The sequence below is a fragment of the Moryella indoligenes genome, from assembly GCF_030812885.1.
Classification (GTDB): domain Bacteria; phylum Bacillota; class Clostridia; order Lachnospirales; family Lachnospiraceae; genus Moryella; species Moryella indoligenes.
Window position 1 is genome coordinate 54,686 of record NZ_JAUSTO010000006.1, and the last position, 18,869, is coordinate 73,554.

16 protein-coding genes and 1 pseudogene are annotated in these 18,869 nt (G+C 55.7%); 14 read left to right on the top strand and 3 right to left on the bottom strand.

Annotation, left to right across the window (positions count from 1 at the left end; all coding sequences use genetic code 11):
• Positions 1–23 precede the first annotated feature (23 nt).
• Genes J2S20_RS05965 through argH form a run of 4 tightly spaced genes read left to right on the top strand, consistent with a single transcriptional unit; the run spans position 24 to position 6,641 of the window.
• Positions 24–1,529: an IMP dehydrogenase gene (locus tag J2S20_RS05965; RefSeq protein ID WP_307254192.1), complete on the top strand. Its 1,506-nt coding sequence runs from the start codon at positions 24–26 to the stop codon at positions 1,527–1,529.
• 16 nt (positions 1,530–1,545) lie between these two features.
• Positions 1,546–2,556, top strand: a complete 1,011-nt coding sequence (locus tag J2S20_RS05970; RefSeq protein ID WP_307254194.1) for an FAD:protein FMN transferase — start codon at positions 1,546–1,548, stop codon at positions 2,554–2,556.
• A 27-nt stretch (positions 2,557–2,583) separates the two neighbouring features.
• Positions 2,584–5,271: a YfhO family protein gene (locus tag J2S20_RS05975; protein ID WP_307254196.1), complete on the top strand. Its 2,688-nt coding sequence runs from the start codon at positions 2,584–2,586 to the stop codon at positions 5,269–5,271.
• Positions 5,268–6,641 carry an argininosuccinate lyase gene (gene argH / locus J2S20_RS05980; RefSeq protein ID WP_307254198.1) on the top strand — a complete coding sequence of 458 codons (1,374 nt, stop codon included), beginning with the start codon at positions 5,268–5,270 and terminating at the stop codon, positions 6,639–6,641. The genes J2S20_RS05975 and argH overlap by 4 nt, the downstream gene beginning before the upstream one ends.
• 30 nt (positions 6,642–6,671) lie before the next feature.
• Here argH and fumC read toward each other — a convergent pair whose 3' ends face one another.
• Together fumC and J2S20_RS05990 are read right to left on the bottom strand one after the other, a co-directional pair.
• Positions 6,672–8,048, bottom strand: coding sequence for a class II fumarate hydratase (fumC, locus tag J2S20_RS05985; RefSeq protein WP_106612641.1), 1,377 nt, complete (start codon positions 8,046–8,048; stop codon positions 6,672–6,674).
• Positions 8,049–8,226: 178 nt separating this feature from the next.
• Positions 8,227–9,438: pseudogene (locus J2S20_RS05990) on the bottom strand (argininosuccinate synthase); the annotation flags it as partial.
• 394 nt (positions 9,439–9,832) lie between these two features.
• Here J2S20_RS05990 and J2S20_RS05995 point away from each other — a divergent pair.
• The 9 genes from J2S20_RS05995 (at position 9,833) to J2S20_RS06035 (ending at position 16,840) form a co-directional block, all read left to right on the top strand.
• A complete protein-coding gene (locus tag J2S20_RS05995; RefSeq protein WP_307254201.1) occupies positions 9,833–10,702 on the top strand; it encodes a bifunctional 5,10-methylenetetrahydrofolate dehydrogenase/5,10-methenyltetrahydrofolate cyclohydrolase in 870 nt (289 codons plus the stop codon).
• A 63-nt stretch (positions 10,703–10,765) separates the two neighbouring features.
• The gene (locus J2S20_RS06000) at positions 10,766–11,650 is read left to right on the top strand and encodes a ComEA family DNA-binding protein (RefSeq protein WP_307254203.1); all 885 of its coding nucleotides are present in this window, start codon (positions 10,766–10,768) and stop codon (positions 11,648–11,650) included.
• Between the two features lie 24 nt (positions 11,651–11,674).
• On the top strand, positions 11,675–12,373 hold the full coding sequence (locus J2S20_RS06005) for a response regulator transcription factor (RefSeq protein WP_307254205.1): 699 nt from the start codon (positions 11,675–11,677) through the stop codon (positions 12,371–12,373).
• Positions 12,370–12,849 carry a 23S rRNA (pseudouridine(1915)-N(3))-methyltransferase RlmH gene (rlmH, locus tag J2S20_RS06010; protein ID WP_106612636.1) on the top strand — a complete coding sequence of 160 codons (480 nt, stop codon included), beginning with the start codon at positions 12,370–12,372 and terminating at the stop codon, positions 12,847–12,849. The genes J2S20_RS06005 and rlmH overlap by 4 nt, the downstream gene beginning before the upstream one ends.
• Before the next feature lie 134 nt (positions 12,850–12,983).
• Positions 12,984–13,352, top strand: coding sequence for an Asp23/Gls24 family envelope stress response protein (locus tag J2S20_RS06015; protein ID WP_106612635.1), 369 nt, complete (start codon positions 12,984–12,986; stop codon positions 13,350–13,352).
• On the top strand, positions 13,345–13,872 hold the full coding sequence (locus tag J2S20_RS06020) for a Gx transporter family protein (RefSeq protein WP_307254208.1): 528 nt from the start codon (positions 13,345–13,347) through the stop codon (positions 13,870–13,872). Before J2S20_RS06015 ends, J2S20_RS06020 begins: the two co-directional genes overlap by 8 nt.
• Positions 13,873–13,971: 99 nt before the next feature.
• Positions 13,972–15,162, top strand: a complete 1,191-nt coding sequence (locus tag J2S20_RS06025; RefSeq protein WP_307254210.1) for a CobW family GTP-binding protein — start codon at positions 13,972–13,974, stop codon at positions 15,160–15,162.
• A 2-nt stretch (positions 15,163–15,164) separates the two neighbouring features.
• Positions 15,165–16,127, top strand: a complete 963-nt coding sequence (locus tag J2S20_RS06030; RefSeq protein ID WP_106612633.1) for a TIGR03943 family putative permease subunit — start codon at positions 15,165–15,167, stop codon at positions 16,125–16,127.
• On the top strand, positions 16,124–16,840 hold the full coding sequence (locus J2S20_RS06035) for an HAD family hydrolase (RefSeq protein WP_307254213.1): 717 nt from the start codon (positions 16,124–16,126) through the stop codon (positions 16,838–16,840). Before J2S20_RS06030 ends, J2S20_RS06035 begins: the two co-directional genes overlap by 4 nt.
• 97 nt (positions 16,841–16,937) lie before the next feature.
• On the opposite strand, the gene J2S20_RS06040 is transcribed toward J2S20_RS06035, so the two are convergent.
• The gene (locus J2S20_RS06040) at positions 16,938–18,386 is read right to left on the bottom strand and encodes a polysaccharide deacetylase family protein (protein WP_307254216.1); all 1,449 of its coding nucleotides are present in this window, start codon (positions 18,384–18,386) and stop codon (positions 16,938–16,940) included.
• 167 nt (positions 18,387–18,553) lie between these two features.
• Between J2S20_RS06040 and J2S20_RS06045 the strand changes: the two genes are divergently transcribed.
• Positions 18,554–18,859 (top strand): YerC/YecD family TrpR-related protein, encoded by a 306-nt coding sequence (locus J2S20_RS06045; protein ID WP_106612630.1) that lies wholly within the window; start codon positions 18,554–18,556, stop codon positions 18,857–18,859.
• Positions 18,860–18,869: the final 10 nt, after the last annotated feature.

Here is an 18,869-nt window from a genome sequence, read left to right on the forward strand (position 1 = left end):
TTCAGACTGACAGGAGAGGGACTATGGCATACTACTACGAAGAACCTTCAAGAACCTTTGGCGAATATCTGCTGATTCCGGGTTATTCCTCAGCACAGTGCGTTCCCACGGCCGTGAGCCTCAGGACACCACTTGTGAAATTCAGAAAGGGAGAGGAGGAGTGCCCCATTTCCATGAATATTCCCATGGTTTCCGCGGTGATGCAGTCCGTCTCCGGCGACAAACTGGCCATTGCTCTGGCTAAGCAGGGCGGCGTGTCCTTCATCTACGGCTCACAGAGCGTCGAGAGCGAGGCAGATATGGTGCGCAGAGTGAAGGCCTATAAGAAGGGCTTTGTCACCAGCGATTCGAACCTTCCTCCGAGCGCGACCCTCTCTGATGTGCTGGAGCTGAAAACGCAGACCGGACATTCCACGGTTGCGATCACAGAGGATGGTGGCCCGCACGGAAAGCTGCTCGGTATCGTGGCGTCGAGAGACTATCGCCTGTCCCGCATGTCGATGGATCTGAAGGTCACAGAATTTATGACTCCGCTGGAGCGCCTCGTCACTGCACCCAGCACGACGAGTCTCCACGACTGCAACGACATCATCTGGGACAATAAGATCAATTCTCTGCCGCTGGTCGATGAGGCGGGCAATCTTCAGTATATGGTATTCCGCAAGGATTACGACAGTCACAAGGAGAATGTGAATGAGCTTCTGGACGAGAACAAGAGCTATGTCGTCGGTGCGGGCATTAATACAAAGGACTATGAGAAACGCGTTCCCGCTCTGGTGGACGCGGGGGTAGACGTGCTCTGCATCGACTCCTCCGAGGGCTACAGTGAGTGGCAGGCCAGAACCCTTGCATGGATCAGAGAGTACTACGGAAATAAGGTGAAGGTCGGCGCGGGAAATGTTGTCGATCGTGACGGATTCCTCTTCCTCGCAAAGTGCGGCGCGGATTTTGTGAAGATCGGCATCGGCGGCGGCTCCATCTGCATCACCCGTGAGACAAAGGGTATCGGCAGAGGGCAGGCGACCGCGGTGATCGAGGTCGCGAAGGCGAGAGATGAGTACTTTGAACAGACGGGCATCTATATTCCGATCTGCTCGGACGGCGGTATCGTTCACGATTATCACATCACACTGGCGCTCGCCATGGGCGCGGATTTCGTGATGCTGGGACGTTACTTCGCCCGTTTTGACGAGAGCCCGACCAATAAGATGCGCATCAACGGAAATTATGTGAAGGAGTACTGGGGCGAGGGCTCCAACCGCGCGAGAAACTGGCAGCGCTACGATCTCGGCGGCGCACAGAAGCTCTCCTTCGAGGAGGGCGTGGACAGCTATGTTCCCTATGCGGGTCCGCTTGCAGAGGGCGTGCAGACGACACTCTACAAGGTGCGCTCCACCATGTGCAACTGCGGCGCGCTCTCCATTCCGGAGCTCCAGCAGAAGGCGAGACTCACTGTCGTCTCCTCCACTTCTATCGTTGAGGGCGGCAGTCACGACGTGATTCTGAAGAACAACAGCCAGGCGAACTGACGGCACGGAGGTACCCTTGAACCGGAATCTACTGAAAAAGTATGCGTGTCCCGCTGCGGCCTGCATACTTTTTCTTCTGATTGCAGGAAATCTGTTCTATCTGCACGGAAGAGAGCAGCAGAAGCCGCTTGAGCGAAGCGGCTTTCTCTTTGATACAGTCATCGCAATTTCTCTGTACGACCACCAGAGCGAGGCGATACTCGACGGGGCTTTTCAGCTATGCGAGCAGTTTGAGGAGGAGTTTTCTCCGACGAGGGAGGGCAGCGCCCTCTGGAATATGAATCACAGAGCCGCAGGGATCACAGAATGGGAGGCGGATCCGGATCTGCTCGCTGTGGCGGAGCTGGGACTCCGCTACAGCGAGTGGACGGAGGGCGCCTTTGATATTACGGTGCTTCCGGTGAGCCAGCTCTGGGATTTTCAGAGCGGCAGGAAGGAGCTGCCCGCGGAGCAGGAGCTTCAGAGGGCACTCGCGGAGGTGGATTACCACAAGCTCTCGATCACGGGAAATACGCTGCATTTTTCGGACGACCGCGTGCAGCTGGATCCCGGCGCAGTGGCAAAGGGATATATTGCGGATCGCCTGAAGGACTATCTCCTTCAGAGAGGGGTGCGAAGCGCCATCATCAACCTCGGGGGCAATGTGCTCTGCCTTGGGAAAAAGCCCGGCGGCGCGGCCTTTCAGATCGCCATACGAAAGCCGGAGAAGGACAGCAGCGAGGTTATAAAGGTACTGGAGATCGAGGATCTCTCCGTTGTCTCCTCAGGCAACTACGAGCGAGGTTTTGATTTGGACGGCGTGCGCTATCACCACATCCTGAATCCGAGGACGGGAATGCCGTATCAGAACGGGCTGAAGGGAATTACAGTCGTGGGACCCTCCTCCGCGGAGTGCGATGCGCTGAGCACTTCCTGCTTCTCGCTGGGCGAGCGGGAGGGCATGAAGCTGCTCGACGCGACGGAGGGCTATTACGGCTATTTCATCCGGGAGGACGGAAGCATCGTCCCCTCAAAGTACGCAAAATAAGTGGAGCTGACAGAAGGGAGGAAGTGTATGCTGCCTGAGACACGGATGCAAAGACGATATATACTGCTCACGGCGTTTCTTCTCCCTGTGCTTGCGATGCTGTTGATCTTCGCTCAGAGGGGCATATATCCCTTCGGGGAGGAGAGCTTTTTACGGACGGATCTCTATCATCAGTACGCCCCCTTCTTCTCTGAGTTTCAGCATAAGCTCTGGAGCGGCGAGAGCCTCTTCTACAGCTGGGATGTGGGGCTCGGCGTGAATTTCTCTGCAATTTACGCCTATTATCTCGCGAGTCCCCTGAACTGGCTCATTGTTCTCTGCCCGAAGCGCCACATCATAGAATTTATCACCGCCATGGTGGTGCTGAAGACAGGGCTCTGCGGACTCACTATGACAAGCTATCTCCTGCACCACAGCAGGGAGAAGCGATATTTTGCGGCGCTCTTCGGATCAGCCTATGCGCTTTCTGCCTACATGGCGGCATACAGCTGGAACGTGATGTGGCTTGACTGTATACTTCTCTTTCCGCTGATCTGTCTCGCGATGGAGCGGCTCATGGAAGGGCAGAGCTGTATTCCGTATACGCTGCTGCTGGCGCTCTGCATCGGATCCAATTACTATATTTCCATCATGATATGTCTCTTTCTGCTGCTCTACGCCGCCGCGTGGGCAGTTCTGAAGGATATCTCCGGAATGCGGCTTGTAAGGGCGGCGGGGCGCTTTGCTCTCTGCTCCATCATCGCGGGCGGACTGGCAGCTGTGATATTGCTGCCTGAGGTCTTTGCACTGCAGAGTACCGCGTCGGGGAGCTTTCATTTTCCGAAGAGCTTTGAGAGCTACTTCTCCATACTGGATATGCTCGCGCGCCATATGGGGAATATCGACACGGAGATAGGGCTGGACCACTGGCCGAATCTCTATTGCGGCGTTGCGGTATATCAGCTGGTGCTGCTCTATATCGCAAATCGCCGGATATCACTGAAGGAGAAGGCGGTCTACGGACTGCTGCTCATGTTCTTTCTTGCGAGCTTTTCCATCAATGTGCTGAACTACATCTGGCATGGGTTTCACTACCCGAACTCGCTGCCGGCGCGCCAGAGCTTTATCTACATCTTCCTCGTGCTCTTTATTTCCTATCGTGCGGCAGAGCAGTGGCGGGGAAATACGCGGAGAGATATGGCGCTTGCATTTCTCCTGAGCAGCGGATTTATTCTGCTGTGTCAGGAGTTTGTGGATCAGAAGCATTTTTATTTCTGGAGCTATTATGCCGCACTGGGGCTCACGGCGCTCTATGCGCTCCTGTTTCGGCTCATCCGGATGCGTCACTTTGAGAGGGGGCTGATGCGCAGAGTGCTCACAGCTCTGGTCGGACTGGAGCTCTGCCTGAACTTTGCAATCAGCAGTGTGCCGACCACAAGCCGGACGGAGTATACCGCGGATAATGCTGATATCATAAGCCTGCGTGACAGCGCGCCGAGGGGAGAGTTCGTCCGCTTTGAGAAGATACGGCGGAAGAGCAAGGACGACGGCGCGTGGCTGAACTTCCCATCGGTCTCGCTCTTTTCCTCTACGGCAGATAAGGCGCTCTCGGATTTTCTGAGAGATCTCGGCTGTGAGTCCTCGGTGAATGCCTACAGCATTACGGGCTCCACGCCGCTTGTGGACGCGCTGCTGGACGTGAAATATGCGTTCTATCCGGAAGAAAGCTATAACCGGGAGCTGAAGCTGATTTCGCAGTCCGGGACGAGCTGCCTCTACGAATACCCCTCGACCTTTCCTCTCGGGTTTCTAGTAAATGCAGATTTTACGGATTGCTGGGTGCGGACGCTGGAGAATCCGGCGGATGTGCAGAACGATCTCTGTGCGCTGATGAATTGCGGCGGCGTGCTGGATGAGGTTGCCGGGACAGAGGAGGGACGCATCAGTTCCTTTACGGCGGACACAGAGGGAGAGTACTATGTGTTTGTCGGAAATGCGAGAGTGGATGCGATACAGGCGGAGCTGCCCGGTATCACACGAAGCTTTGACAATCTGAAGCGGAGATACTTTGCTGAGCTCGGAACTCTGCATCCGGGAGACAGGGTCACACTTGAAAACAAGGATGAGAATTCCTCGGAGCATCTGGATGCAAGGATCTATCGCTTTAATTACAATTCTCTCAGAGAGCTGAGGGAGAAGCTGGTGACCGCGCCGCTTACACTGACGGAATTTTCAGATGGCTATCTGAAGGGGACTGTCACGGCGGAGCGCTCCGGTCTCCTGTTCTGTTCCATTCCCTTTGATGAGGGCTGGCAGATCACGGTGGACGGCGTTTCGACGAAGGCAGAGCGCTGCATGGATGCTTTTCTCTCTGTGAGGCTTCCGGCGGGGACACATGAACTGGAGTTTCGATATGTGCCGCGCGGACTGAAGTACGGGGCGCTGCTGTCGCTGCTGATGCTGCTGTGCTTCGCGGGCCTGCTGGTTTATGAAAGAAAGCGGCGCAGCGCGGAGCCTGGAGAGGACGTGCATGAAGAGGATTCACAGGAGTCCGGACTCTTTTCGGAGGAGGCACTTTCAGTCGCGGAGCAGCAGCTTCTGGAGGGACTGAATATTCCCGTCAGATCGCGCAGCATAAGCCCTGATGGCACAGAGATGGCGCAGGGGAGTGACAGAATGGAGGAGGTGTTCATAGAGCTTACGCTCTACGAAGATGAAAGGAAGGATGAGCTATGAAGCTTTGGGGCGGCAGATTCAAAAAACAGACAGACAGACTGGTTCAGGAATTCAATGAATCCCTGTCCTTTGACAGACGCTTTGCGGAACAGGATATTCGCGGAAGCATTGCGCATGCGACCATGCTTGCGGACTGCGGAATTATCAGCAGGGAGGATGGAACGCGCATCACAGAGGGACTGCGGGAGATCGCAGAGGATCTTCGCAGCGGAAAGCTGAATTTTCAGAGCAGTGCGGACTATGAAGATATTCACTCCTTTGTCGAGGGGACACTGACGGAGCGCATCGGAGATGCCGGGAAGAGGCTTCACACAGGAAGAAGCAGAAACGATCAGGTGGCGCTCGACATGAAGCTCTATATACGGGATGAGCTCACAGAGACGGAGAGGAGACTCTCTCAGCTGCTTGCAGAGATTTTGCACATCATGGAGGAGCACACAGACACGGTGATGCCGGGCTTTACACATCTCCAGAAAGCACAGCCGACGACACTGTCACATCACTTCGGAGCTTATTTTGAGATGTTTCTGCGTGACCGGGAGCGCATGCGGGACTGCAGAAGACGCATGAATCTCTGCCCTCTGGGGGCGGGAGCCTTTGCCGGGACGACCTACCCGCTGGATCGCGCTGAGACCGCGAAGCTTCTGGATTTTGACGGAGCGACGAGAAACAGCATGGACTCGGTGAGTGACAGAGATTATCTGATTGAATATCTCTCTGCTCTCTCTGTGGTGCAGATGCATCTGTCCAGGCTCTCAGAGGAGATCATCATCTGGAATACGAATGAATACCGCTTCGTGGAACTGGACGACAGCTACTCGACGGGCTCCAGTATTATGCCCCAGAAGAAGAATCCGGATATTGCGGAGCTGATACGCGGAAAGACCGGACGGGTCTACGGGCATCTCATGGGGCTGCTCACGACTATGAAGGGACTGCCGCTCGCCTACAACAAGGACATGCAGGAGGACAAGGAGGGGGCCTTTGATGCAATTGACACCGTGCTTGACAGCCTTCAGCTGATGGCAGGGATGCTCGCTGCGATGAAGTTTAACCGTGTGCGCATGGAGAGAAGTGCAAGCGGCGGCTTCACCAATGCGACGGATGCCGCGGACTATCTGGTCGGAAAGGGCGTGCCCTTCCGGGACGCGCACGGGATTGTGGGGCAGCTGGTGCTCCGTTGCCTAGATGAGGGAAAGTCGCTCGATGAGCTGAGTCTTGAGGAACTGAAGCAGTATTCGCCGGTGTTTGAGACGGACGTGTATGAGGCGATCTCGATGAAGAGCTGTATTGAGAAGAGGAATACGAAGGGTGGCCCCGGTGTTGCGGCTATGCGGGAGGAGATAGAGGAAAGCAGAGCACTCTTGTGAGTGCTCTGCTTTCCTCTATCTTACAATTATTTATTCTCCCGCCATCTCTTCCGGATGGAACACCTCATCAAAGCGCTCTGCACTTAAAAAGCCGAGTGCGACGCAGGCCTCTCTGAGGGAGATATTCTCATGAAAGGCCTTCTTTGCAGTTTTTGCGGCGTTCTCGTAGCCGATATAGGGATTTAAGCAGGTCACGAGCATGAGGGAGCGGTGCAGGTTTTCGTGCATCTTCTCGCGATTTGGCGTGATGCCGACACAGCAGTTGTCATTGAAGGAGCGCATCGCATCGGAGAGGAGGCGCACAGACTGTAAAAAGTTATAGATGAGCACCGGCATGAAGACATTCAGCTCAAAATTGCCCTGGCTTGCCGCAAGGCCGACAGCGCAGTCATTTGCCATGACCTGCACGGCGACCATGGTCACTGCCTCGCACTGCGTCGGATTCACCTTGCCCGGCATGATGGAGCTGCCGGGCTCGTTTGCGGGAATTGTGATCTCTCCGAGGCCGCAGCGGGGGCCGCTCGCAAGCCATCGTATATCATTTGCGATCTTCATGAGGTCCGCGGCGAGCGCCTTCAGCGCGCCGTGTGCTTGCACAAGCTCAGATTTCGAGCTGAGTGCGTGGTACTTATTTTTTGCGGTGGAGAACTGCTTTCCGCTGAGCTCCGAGACTGCTCTTGCCGCTTCGAGGTCAAAGCCTTCCGGGGCATTCAGCCCCGTGCCGACGGCAGTGCCGCCGAGCGCGAGCTCTGAGAGCGGCGGGATGGTGGCGCGGATCAGTTCCGCGTCACGCTGAAGAGAGCTGCGCCATCCGCTGATCTCCTGGGAAAAGGAGATCGGCACGGCGTCCTGTAAGTGTGTGCGTCCGGACTTTACGATGCCGCGGTACTTCTGCTCCAGCCTCTCGAAGGTCTGCGTGAGAAGTGCGAGCGAGGGCAGGAGATGGTCCTCCAGCTCACAGACTGCCGCGATATGCATGGCGGTCGGGAAGGTATCGTTGGAGCTCTGCGACATATTGCAGCTGTCGTTCGGGTGCAGCAGTTTCTCTCCGGCGAGGGTATTCCCGCGGTTTGCGATGACCTCATTTACATTCATATTGGACTGTGTGCCGCTTCCGGTCTGCCAGACTGCCAGCGGGAATTCTTCGCTGAGCGTTCCCTCCCGTATCTCTTCGCATACCGTGGAGATCAGCTTCATACGCCGCTCATCCAGCCTTCCGAGCCGGAAATTTGCGAGTGCAGCGGCCTGCTTTAAGTAGGAGAAGGCCCGGATGATCTCCTCCGGGATCTTCTCTGTGCCGATGCGGAAATTTTCCAGGCTGCGCTCCGTCTGCGCGCCCCAGCAGCGCTCCGCGGGGACCCGAACCTCCCCCATGGAGTCATGCTCTATACGATAGTGCTGTTCCATTTCGGTCTCCTGTCTTATCTCACTCTGCTTTTTCGCTCTGCTTCTTTGCCGCCTTTTTCTTTTTGCTCTTTGCGACTGCCTTTGCAGCGGCTTTCTTTATTTCGGAGGTCTTCACGCGACTCACGGTCGTCTCCACCGCCGTGCCCGTCTCCGCCATGAGCTTCTTCTCCTTTGCAGCGAGCTGCTGCTGCATCAGCGCGCGCACCTTTAGCGGAAGACCGAAGAGGGTGATGAAGCCGTCCGCATCGTGGTGGTCGTAGAGCTCTCCTGTGGTGAAGGAGGCGAGGGACTCAGAGTAGAGAGAGTAGGGGGAGCTCTCGCCGGCCTTGATGATATTTCCCTTGTAGAGCTTGAATTTCACCTCGCCGGTCACGACCTCCTGTGTCACGTCCATGAAGGCCTGTATCGCTTCGCGGAGCGGTGTGAACCACTTGCCCTCGTAGACGATCTGTGCAAATTTATTTCCGAGATCCTTTTTCGTCTCCATGGTGGCGCGATCCAGCACCAGTTCCTCCAGCTGCTCGTGCGCAGCCATCAGTATGGTTCCGCCGGGAGTCTCATAGACGCCGCGGGATTTCATGCCGACCACGCGGTTTTCGACGATATCGATGATGCCAATACCGTTTGCCCCGCCGAGCGCATTCAGCTCGCGGATAATGTCGGCAACCTTCATGCGTTTTTCGTTGATGCTGACCGGAACACCCTTTTCAAAGCACATGCTGACCTCAGTCGCCTCATCCGGCGCCTTCTGCGGCGTCACGCCCAGCACAAGGAGCTCGTCATAGTTCGGCTCATTCTCCGGCAGCTCCAGCTCCAGCCCCTCGTGGGAGATGTGCCAGAGATTGCGGTCGCGGCTGTAGCTGTGGGAGGCGTCAAAGGGAAGATCAATTCCTTTCGACTGGCAGTATGCGATCTCGTCCTCACGGGACTGGAAGGGCCAGATGTCCGTCATGCGCCACGGCGCAATGATCTTCAGCTCAGGTGCGAGCGCCTTGATGCCGAGCTCAAAGCGGATCTGATCATTGCCCTTACCTGTGGCGCCGTGGCAGATGGCGACGGCCTTCTCCTTGCGGGCGATCTCGACGAGCTTTTTTGCGATCAGTGGGCGGGCCATGCTTGTGCCCAGCAGATATTTATTTTCATAGACAGCGCCGGCCTTTACACAGGGCATGATATAGTCCTCTGCAAATTCATCATTCACGTCGAGGACATAGAGCTTTGCCGCACCGGAGAGCTTCGCCCTCTCATCGAGACCCGTGAGCTCGCTTTCCTGGCCGCAGTCAATGCAGCAGCAGACGACATCATAGTCAAAATGCTCCTTGAGCCAGGGAATAATTGCGGTGGTATCGAGGCCTCCCGAATAGGCGAGTATTACTTTCTCTTTTTTCATAATAACAGTACCCCTTTCATTTAGAGTGGAAGACTCTGTAGAAACGCAGTTGAAATATTAATAAATATACATCTTTCATATGAGGCGTGCAAGCGCTTTGGCAAAAAAAACAGCGGGATAAATTTCTAAAAAATATCAGAGGATTCAGTGATGAGTTTGTGCATATTTTTACATATTTAAGAATTAATATTGATTTCCGTTTCGTTTGATAATTGAAGCAATAGTGGGGTAGGCGTGCAGACGCTGTGACAGCAAACAGCGCATCGGAATACGCAGCTGACTTCGGTGCATAATACAGCGGTGCAGCTGAAGCTGAGTGAAATAAGCTGTATTTACAGCGGAATATCTGCCCGGTCTGTGGTAAAATGATACTGATTTTAAGAGAGGAGCTGCAATGGAACGTTTACTGGGAAAGAAGGTCTCCGCCTCGATTCGTGCGGAGGCAGAGAAACTGCTCGCCGAGCTTTCCGGCTATGTGCCGACACTTGCGATCGTGCGGGTCGGTGAGCGCGGAGACCAGATTGCCTATGAGAGGGGCGCAGAGCATCGCATGGAACGCTTTGGTCTCAAGACCAGAAAATTTATCTTCCCCGAAGATGTTTCGGAGGAGGTTTTTTTTCAGGCGTTCCGGGAAATTAATAAAAATCCGGAGATCGACGGCATACTCCTCCTGAAGCCGCTTCCGGAGCAGCTCAGTACAAAGCGAGCGGAGGAGGAGATAGACCCGGAGAAGGACCTTGACGGCATCTCTCCGGTGAATATCGCGCGGGTGTTTGCGGGCGAGGCGGCGGGATTTGCCCCCTGCACCGCGGAGGCAGCGATTGAGACGCTGAAGACCTATGATATTCCGATCAAGGGGCGGCGGGCTGTCGTCGTGGGCAGAAGTCTGGTGGTCGGACGCACTCTTGCGATGCTTTTTCTGAAGGAAAATGCGACGGTTACCATCTGTCACACGCAGACGGCGCAGCTCCCGGAGGAGTGCCGGAAGGCACAGATACTCGCGGTCGCCGCCGGAAGGGCGGGGCTCATCGGCGCAGACTGCGTGTCAGAGGGCTGCACTGTGATTGATATTGGCATCAACGCGCGCGCGGACGGCTCACTCTGCGGGGACGTGGACATGGCTGCAATTGAAGACAGGGCAGCGGGCGTGACACCGGTTCCGGGCGGGATCGGGGCAGTCACGACGGCGGTGCTCGCGAAGCACCTGCTCGTTGCGGCGCTTCGCAGGCGGCAGCTCCTGCAAAAAACGGAAATACGGTTGTAAAGCACAGCTGATTTCGATAGAATAAAGAGGCAGGCCCGGCAGCGTTCCGAAAGGAAGGCTGCTTTGAAAGCTATCATAAAGAAACTACCATGGAAGGCGCTGTTGCTGCTTCTGTTCTTCTCTGCGCTGGGCTTAAGCTACAGCCTTAGCTGCGGGGAGAGCACAAAGAGCGCAGCACTGATCGAGGAGGGAGCAGGGCTCCGGACGGAGGCCCCTGTTTCTGTTTCAGAGGCGAAAGCGCTGAAAGACACGGGAGATGCAGGCGGCGCCGCTTCTTCAGGAGCGTCCACGATTTCGGAAAAGCAACAAGAAGTTTTCACGGAGATGACGTCGCGCGGGGGCAGCGCCTGTACAGAAGGCACACAGCGCGCAGGGAGTACGGGTTCCGGAGGACAGAGCGCCGGAAGCGAGGCTGCGGAAGCGGAGAAAAGCGGAGCCGAAAGTGTTCTGTCCGCTGAGGCGGGGAGCGCTTCGGAACAAGAGACGCTCTGCGTCTATGTCTGCGGCGCGGTGGCTCATCCGGATGTCTATCACCTTCGGCAGGGAGCGCGTGCGGCGGATGCCCTGCAGCGGGCCGGAGGCTTTACGGAGGAAGCGGCGAGAGAGGCGATCAATCTCGCGAGGCCGCTTGCGGACGGTGAGATGCTGAAATTCCCCACGGAGGAGGAGCTGCTCTCCGGCGCGTGGACGGCGGCGGAGGCAGAGAGCTTCGGACAAACTATGCAGGCAGAGGAAAGGCGGGAGGAGGGCATCACCCGCGTCAATTTAAACAGCGCGGACCGGGCGCAGCTCTGTACGCTTCCGGGCATAGGACAGCAGAAGGCGGAGCGCATCATTGCCTATCGCGAGCAGCACGGGCCATTTCGAAGTACAGAGGAGATCAAGAATATTCCGGGCATCAAGGACAAGGCTTACGAGAAGCTTCGAGACCGGATCTCGGTGCAGTAAACGAAGCAGGGGGAGAGACAGGTTATGACAAAGGTGCTGGTGGTTGATGACGAAAAGCTCATTGTGAAGGGGATACGCTTCAGTCTGGAGCAGGACGGCATGGAGGTGGACTGTGCCTACGACGGCGAGGAGGCGCTTCAGAAGGCAAAGCAGAACAGCTACGATATGGTGCTGCTCGATGTGATGCTTCCGAAGTTGGATGGCATGGAGGTGTGTCAGGCAATACGGGAGTTCTCCGAGGTGCCGATCATCATGCTGACCGCAAAGGGCAGCGATATGGACAAGATACTCGGACTGGAGTACGGTGCGGACGATTACATCACAAAGCCCTTTAATATTCTGGAGGTAAAGGCGAGAATCAAGGCCATACTCCGGAGAGATCAGAAGAATCAGGCAAAGAATAAGGAGGAGCATATCATCACGGAGGGGGCGCTGCGGCTCGATACGGACAGTCGCCGCGTGAGCCTTGGGGAGAAGGAGATCAACCTCACCGCGAAGGAGTTTGATATACTGGAGCTGCTCGTAAACAATCCGAACAAGGTGTTCAGCCGCGAGAAGCTCCTCTCCATGGTCTGGGGGAGCAGAGCACAGGAGGCGGGTGATGTGCGCACGGTGGATGTCCATGTGCGGCGACTCAGGGAGAAGCTTGAGCCCTCGCCGAGTGATCCGCACTATGTACACACGAAGTGGGGGGTCGGTTATTACTTCCGGGCGACGGAATGAAGCTGTCACTGATCTGTGTCGGGAGCCTGAAGGAGCGCCACTGGAGGGAGGCTGTGCAGGAGTATGCGAAGCGCCTCTCCGCCTACTGCCAGCTGACGATCATCGAGGTGAAGGACGAGAAGACCCCGGAGGGGGCCTCCGCCGCACAGGAGGAGCAGATACGGGCGAAGGAGGGCCGCCGTATTCTGGAAAAGATACGCGACAGAAGCTGCGTGGTGATACTGGATATTCAGGGACAGCGCATGAGCTCAGAGCTTTTTTCAGCGGAGCATGAGCGCTGGGAGACCGAGGGCAGGGGAGAACTCTGTCTGGTGATCGGCGGCTCGCTGGGTCTCTCCGAGGAGCTGCGCGCGAGAGCAAATCACAGGGTCAGCTTTTCAGATATGACCTTTCCGCACCAGCTGATGCGGGTGATACTTCTGGAGCAGCTGTATCGGAGCTATCGCATCCGGAGGCACGAGCCCTACCACAAGTAGGAAGGATACGCGCGCATGCAAAATATGACTTTGCGTGGTGAAATGCCGGAAGCTGTGATATACTGAAGCTGTTATTTTATCATCTCGCTACCGGCGCGGAGGAGATACATTCGCTGCATGGAAAGGAGCACAGAATGGAGAACAAAGAGAAGATTGCGGTGGAGGCTCCCGACAGGCTCGGTGAGGTGTGCATCGCGGATGATGTTGTCGCTGTAATTGCAGGTCTCGCTGCCACGGAGGTAGAGGGTGTTGATTCCATGGCGGATAATATCACCAATGACCTGGTTTGGAAGCTGGGCATGAAGAATCTGTCCCGCGGTGTCAAGGTAGATGTCACGGAGGAGCATGTCTCGGTGGATCTCTCGCTGAATATCAAGTACAGCTACAGCATTCCTGAGGTGAGCCGAAAGGTGCAGGAGAGAGTGACAGCCGCCATAGAGAATATGACCGGGCTGAAGGTTCTTGAGGTCAATGTAAAAATCGCCGGGGTGAATATTGAATAGTAAGAGGAAGCCTGACGGGCGCAGCTCCTATGGGGCTGTGCCCGCTTTGTTTGGAATGTATGTGGCGCTGGCGCTCATCATGAGCTATGTGGAGACACTGATTCCGATCTCGCTCGGCGTGCCCGGCGTGAAGCTGGGACTTGCGAATCTGGTCTCGATGATATGTCTCTATTCTCTTGGAGCCGAGGTGGCGCTGGCGGTAACTGTCTCGCGCATCGTACTGATCGGCTTCAGCTTCGGCAGCATGTCTGCGATACTCTATTCACTTGCGGGGGGGCTCTTAAGTCTTGTGTGCATGATGCTTGCAAAGAACTCAGGACTCTTTGACAGGACGGCGGTGAGCATCATCGGCGGAGTCAGCCACAACATAGGGCAGCTCTGTGTGGCGGCGCTGGTCGTGGAGACAGGAGCTGTATTCTGGTATCTTCCGGTGCTGCTGCTTGCCGGGACACTCACGGGAACGCTGATCGGTCTCCTCTCGGGAGAGGTGCTGAGGCGACTTCCGAAGCGTCTGCTATGACAAAAAAAGCTTTACAAGCCGGTGTAGCCGGTGTAGAACAGTTAGGAGCATATAATTAATTTTTATCGGGACGCATACTCCCGCAGAAAGGAAAGCACTATGGCGAAGACCAAGGTAGATATCATTTCAGGCTTCCTGGGAGCAGGAAAGACGAGCTTTATCAAGAAGCTGCTGGAGGAGGCGATCAGCGAGGAGAAGGTCGTGCTGATCGAGAATGAATTTGGAGAGATCGGGATAGACGGCGGTTTTTTAAAGGATGCAGGGATCGAGATACGTGAGATGAATTCCGGCTGCATCTGCTGCTCGCTGGTCGGAGATTTTGCAAGCTCCTTAAAGGAGATACTCACGAAGTATGCACCGGACCGCGTCATCATTGAGCCGAGCGGCGTCGGCAAGCTCTCCGATGTCATGCAGGCAGTTGTGGATGTGGAGTCGGAGCTTTCGGTGGAGAGCAATTCTGCCGTGACTGTGGTGGATGTCAAGAAATGCCGTCTCTATATGAAGAATTTCGGAGAATTCTTTAACAATCAGGTTCAGTTTGCGAGCACGATTGTGCTGTCCAGAACGGATGTCGCGGAGCAGAAGGTCATAGATCAGGCAGTGGAGCGGATCCGCAGTGTGAATCCGGGCGCGACGATTATCACAACTCCAGTGAGCCTGCTCTCCGGAGAGAAGCTGCTTGAGATACTGGAGCAGCCGGTAGATCTCAAGGCAGAGCTTCTGAAGCAGATCGCAGAGGAGGGGCATGAGCATCACGACGATCATGAGGAGGGGCATGAGCATCACCACGATCATGAGGAGGGGCATGAACACCACCACCACGATCATGAGGAAGGGCATGAGCACCACCACCACGATCATGAGGAAGGGCATGAACACCACCATCACGACGATCATGAGGAGGGGCATGAGCATCATCATCACGATCATGAGGAGGAACACGCACATCATGAGCATCATCATGACGGGGCGTGCTCCTGTGGCTGCCACCACCATCATGGGCATGATGCGGACGAGATCTTTGACAGCTGGGGGCTTGAGCAGCTGCCGCCTATGAGCCGGGAGAAGCTCAGTGCGGTTCTGGATCAGCTCGCAGACAGCGAGGACTACGGCGTGGTGGTCCGCTGCAAGGGGATGGTATCCAGTGAGGATCCGAAGACCTGGTATTACTTTGATCTGGTTCCGGGCGAGACCGAGATCCGTGAGGGCGCGCCGGACTACACGGGCAAGGTATGCGTCATAGGGACAGGACTCAGGACAGATGCACTCGAAAAGGAGTTTAGAATCTAAGTATGGCTGAAAATTTTGACGAGAACGACAAGCGAACACCGGTATTCCTGATCAATGGTTTTCTGGAGGCGGGCAAGACGCAGTTTTTAAAGTTTACGCTGGAGCAGCCCTATTTTCAGACGGAGGGGAAGACTCTTCTCATTGTCTGTGAGGAGGGGGAGCTGGAGTACGACGATGCCTTTCTTCAGAAGTATAAGACTGCGGGCATCTTTATGGAGAGCATAGATGAGGTCACAGTTGAGACTCTGCAGAAGCTGGAGGAGGAGTTTCACCCGGAGCGCGTGCTGATCGAGTGGAACGGAACCTGGATGCAGGATCAGCTGAAGCTCCCGGATTGCTGGTTTCTGAACCAGCAGATCTCTGTCTTTGACACCTCTACGCTGGATCTGTATCTGAAGAATATGCGCGCATTCATGGGGCCAATGCTCAAAAATACGGAACTTATCATCTGCAATCGTGCAGATGATATTCCGGAGGAGAAGCTGGGAAATTATCACCTCTCCCTGAAGGCCATGGCGCCCGGTGCGGAGCTGGTATTTGAGGGAAAGGACGGAGAAGTTCGCGGAGATTTCAGCATAGAGCTGCCCTATGATCTTGAGCAAAGTGAGATAGAGATATATCCCAATATGTTTGCCACCTTCTATGTAGATGCCATGGACAGGCCGGAGCGCTATGACGGAAAGACAGTCAGCTTCACGGCACAGATCATGCGCCCCAGGAATGCCCCTGAGAACATCATGGTTCCGGGCAGAAGGGTGATGACCTGCTGCGAGGCGGATATTCAGTTCTGTGGTTTTCTGTGCCGCTACAGAGGGGCGTCGGCCTTCCAGAGCGGAAGTTGGGTAAAGCTTCGCGCAAAAATAAAGAGCGAGAATACGAAGGAGTACGGCGGCGTCGGGCCTGTGCTCTATGCGGAGGAGGCCGTCCTCACCGGGCCGATCCGGGAAATTGCGAGCTTCTCATGATAAAGGCGGCAGTGTTCGATATGGACGGAACCATACTTGACACCATAGACGATATGACAGACTCGCTGAACTACAGCCTGCGGCTCTGCGGGCATCGCGGAGACTTTCAGGCTTCCCTGGTCAGGTATTTCTTTGGAAGTGCGGCCTTGGTTGCGGTGGAGCGGGCTCTGGCATCGGAGGCAGGTGCACCACAGGAGCTGCTGCCGGAAATAGGAGAAGCTGTCTCCGCAGAGCGCTGGGGCGTCAGCAGGGCGGAGGCGGAGCGTGTGCTTGAGGTTTACAGGCCGCATTACGCGGCGCACTGCAACATTCGGACTGGGCCTTATCCGGGAATAGCTAAGCTGCTTCAGAGACTCCGGAGCAGTGGGATCCAGACGGCAGTTGTCTCCAATAAACCGGATGAAGCGGTGCAGACGCTGGTCAGAGAGCAGTTTCCGGGACTCTTCGACTGTGCGCTGGGTGAGAGAGCGGGACTCCGCAGAAAGCCTGCGCCGGACATGGTGAGCGAGGCGCTGCGGCTCATGGACATGGATGCGGAGGGAGCAATTTATATCGGTGACACAGAGGTGGATGTCAGGACTGCGGAGAACAGCCGTATCCCCTGCGTGGCAGTGAGCTGGGGCTTTCGCTCTGAGGCATATCTGCGGGAAGTCGGAGCGCAGTGCATTGCGGGAAGTGCAGAGGAGCTCGGAGAGCTGCTCTTAGGGTCTTAATTCATGGATATCATCAGTAAAAGAGCAGGTGCACTGGAATCAGCGCACCTGCTCTTTTGTAAATCTGCTTTTACTTGTTTTACTTTCCGGCGGATCTTCAGCCGCCGTTGTAGTCCGGCACGGGTGTGGGACGATCCGGATCAAAGATATCCGCCGCATTGAAGAGGTCACTTGTGTGATTCTTCACAGTCATATCCTGCCACATGCGGTAGCCGTCCAGATTGCGGCGTCCCATGCGCATGAAGTCATTTCCCTTCTGGACGAAATAGGGAGAGGAGTCAACATTGCAGAAATAGCGGAAGCCGCTCGCCCAGAGAAGGTTGAAGCGCTCATTGTCGTTGGTGTAGGGATGCCAATCCGCGATATCCGCACCGAAGGGATAGATCAGGATATCCGTTCCGCCGATGAGCGGAGCGACGCGCTCCTGCCACTTGCGGTTATCCTCCCGCAGATCCTCCATGCTGATGGAGCCGTAGTTTCTGTGTCCCCAGCTGTGAGAGGCAATCTCCCAGCCGTCGTCCCGGAGGCACTGTGCGACCTCGCGCACCTTTTGGCGATCTGCCTCGATGTTTGGGTTGGTCTCCTCGTAGGAGTTGTCCGTGCGGTAACCGAAGACGCCGTTGTAGCCGGTCACGGCCACGATGCCCTTCGCTCCGCGGTAGGAGAAGTCCGGATGCTCCTCTACAAAGTCATCAAGCAGCGGAACGACATCGTATGACCCGACTGAGATGGAGCCGTCGTCCATGATCATCTCGTTCTTCGGTTTTCCGTCCTCCCCGACTATCAGGCACTTTGCAAAGCCGTCGCCGTCCATGTACTCATAGTAGTTGACATCGTCCTGCGAGAGCACAAAGGCATGCTTGCCCTCAGGAAGCATGATATCTCCGGCAACCATCTTCTTGCCGCCCTTCTCCGTGTCGTCCACCTCATAGCAGATGTCGTGGATGGAGACCAGTACATAGCCGCGCTCGTACATGGACTGCATCATCTTTAGGAACTCACTCTTTGTGGTCATGACATCGTTGTAGCCGTCCTGACGGTTGTCCCCGTCGAAGGCCTTCTTATTGTCCATGATGAGAGTGTGAAAGAAGACATGCGTGATCTCGGAGATGTTCTGCCGCACCAGCGTGGATTTTGTCGCCTCGTAGCCCTGAATGGCAGCCTGACCCTGTTCACTCGCGGCAAGCGCGCTGTCCTCGGTGATGAGCGCGATCGCGGCGTCATAGTCATACTGGGCAGCGAGCCGCTCTGCGCGCGCAAGTGTTGTTTCCGCAGCGGGGATGGTCTCTGCGGAGCTGTCGGCATGATCTGCGTCCGGAGCTTCCGAAGCTGCGCTCTGGTCAGCCTCGGAGACAGTAGCCTCGGTTTCAGCTGGCACAGTGGATTTGGCGATGCGATCCCGCACCTTGCCGAACATAAAAGCAGCTCCGATCAGGAGCAGCAGCACGATGCAGATGATGAGCGGAAGCGGGGAGCGCGGTCTGCGCCTTCTTCTGGAGCGCTGGCCCGAGCCTCTGTAGTACCCGCCGTAGTTCTGATAGGACATAAGCTTTCCTCCTGTAAGTCTTGACATACCTTATAATAATAGTCCAAGCTTCCGGGCAAATCAAGCAATATAAGTGATCAGCTTCTTTACTTTAAAATTTTACTGTGCTACAATTGATAAGAAATAAACTACTATTACTGGCGGCTAGGCCATGAGCGGAGGATGTTATGAACAATAAGCTCCATTCTGAAGCGGTAGATCATCTCTTTCGTGCGATTCTGACTCTCAAGACGGAGGAGGAGTGCTATCGCTTTTTTGAGGACGTGTGCACGATCAATGAGCTGCTGTCTTTTTCTCAGCGCTACGAGGTCGCAAAGATGCTGCGTGAGAAGAAGACCTATCTGGAGATCGCAGAGAAGACAGGAGCCTCCACGGCGACGATCAGCCGTGTGAACCGCTCTCTGAACTTCGGAAATGACGGCTATGACCTGACCTTTGCCCGGCTCGGGGATATGGAACAGTCGAAGGCGTGAGCACAGAAGA